The sequence below is a fragment of the Pantoea sp. Ap-967 genome (genome assembly GCF_011752565.1).
GTDB lineage: Bacteria > Pseudomonadota > Gammaproteobacteria > Pseudomonadales > Pseudomonadaceae > Aquipseudomonas.
In genome coordinates, this window is record NZ_VWXK01000069.1 from 1 (window position 1) to 1932 (window position 1932).

A 1932-nucleotide genomic window follows, 5' to 3' on the forward strand; every position below is an offset into this window, starting at 1 on the left:
CTTTGTCGTTGTGCGCCAGGCATGGCGCGTTGCGCGTTAGCGCAACCTGCTTGGCTGTGGTGGCCAAAGCAGGAGACTTGGAGGTGCAAGTCCTCTACACACCCGGCAAGGGGAAGTGTTAGCCAGAGGCAAGGGTGTCGTGGGCGACTGCGAATCTGAAGGAAGCCCGAGGCAAAATGCTGGCCTGACGAACAGGAAGCGGATAAGAGGCGGCACAGCGGGGTGAGGTAGCAATGACTGCCAAAGCCCAATACTTGCACGGAACGCTGGGACGTAGATCCGACAGGCATAAGCAGGAAGGTCGCGCGAATTACCCTGGGAGATCTGCACGTTTGCCACTGTGCTACCGAGCGTCGAGAGGCGACGGGATGAGCGTGCAGAAGTCAGCCGAAGCCGTAGTAAGTGGCGGTCAACCGCGCCACCAAGGGCCGAACAGGTTATGCCGCCAGTAGGCGTCACTGTCTCGTTGGTAGCCGTAATGCAGAAATTTCCCACAGCGGAAACTGTCACCCCGAGTCCCGGCCAGAAGCCGAGGATGATGCCTGACAGTGCAAAGGTGCCGACGGCGTCAGTAACGTGGACGAACGCGGAGCCGGACACGCTGATGGAGCGGGTGCTCGCACCGGCCAACCTCAAGCGTGCGTATCAACGCGTGGTCAGCAACAAGGGAGCGCCGGGTGCCGATGGCATGACGGTCGCTGACTTGGCAGGCTACGTGAAACAGTATTGGCCAACTCTCAAGGTCAGGCTGCTGGCTGGTGAATACCATCCTCAGGCAGTACGGGCGGTCGAAATTCCCAAACCGCAGGGCGGCACACGACAACTGGGAATCCCCAGCGTCGTGGACCGTCTGATCCAGCAAGCGCTGCTGCAACAGCTCACACCCATCTTCGACCCTTCGTTCTCGGACTGTAGCTACGGTTTTCGTCCGGGCAGAAGCGCCCACCAGGCTGTCGAGACAGCCCGTGCCCACGTGGCTGCGGGCCATCGCTGGTGTGTGGAGCTTGATCTGGAGAAATTCTTTGATCGGGTCAATCACGACATCCTGATGGCTTGCTTGCAGCGTCGTGTCGAAGATAGGCGAGTGCTCAGGCTCATCCGCCGCTACCTCGAAGCCGGGGTTATGTCGGGCGGTATCGTGAGCCAACGGCAGGAGGGGACGCCGCAAGGCGGCCCGCTTTCGCCGTTGCTGTCGAATATCCTGCTCGACGAACTTGATCGTGAGCTCGAGAGGCGGGGTCATTGTTTCGTGCGCTACGCCGATGATGCGAACATCTATGTCCGTAGTCAGAGGGCTGGCAAACGGGTGCTTGAGAGTGTTGAGTGCTTCCTGAAACAACGTCTGAAACTGACGGTGAATCGGAGGAAGAGCCGTGTCGCAAGGGCCTGGGAATGCGACTTCTTGGGCTATGGAATGAGCTGGCATCAAAGGCCAAGGTTGCGCGTGGCTGCGACGAGTTTGAGTCGTCTGCGGGACCGGCTTGCGGAGTTACTGCGTGGAGCACGAAGTCACAGGGTGGCGAACACCATCGTGCGGATAAACCCTGTACTGCGCGGCTGGGCAGGTTACTTCAAGCTCAGCCAGAGCAAGCGGCCGTTTGAGAAGTTGGATAGCTGGGTTAGGCATAAACTCCGCTGCGCCATCTGGCGCCAATGGAAGCAGCCCTCCACAAGGGCGCGCAACTTGATGCGGCTAGGCCTCAGCGAGGAGCGCGCTTGCAGGTCGGCCTCCAATGGCCGAGGCCCATGGTGGAACTCAGGGGCGTCACATATGAATCAGGCGCTGCCGAAGAAACTGTGGGATCAACTCGGACTGGTCTCAATACTGGATACGATCAACCGGCTTAGCCGTATAACCTGAACCGCCGTGTACGGAACCGTACGCACGGTGGTGTGAGAGGACGGCGGGTGCGAACCCGCCTCCTACTCGAT

General features: G+C 59.9%; 1 protein-coding gene. It reads left to right on the forward strand.

Annotated features, from left to right (window positions below):
* The first annotated feature begins 604 nt into the window (after window positions 1–604).
* The gene (ltrA, locus tag F3J45_RS29500) at window positions 605–1861 is read left to right on the forward strand and encodes a group II intron reverse transcriptase/maturase (RefSeq protein WP_240164748.1); all 1257 of its coding nucleotides are present in this window, start codon (window positions 605–607) and stop codon (window positions 1859–1861) included.
* Window positions 1862–1932: the final 71 nt, after the last annotated feature.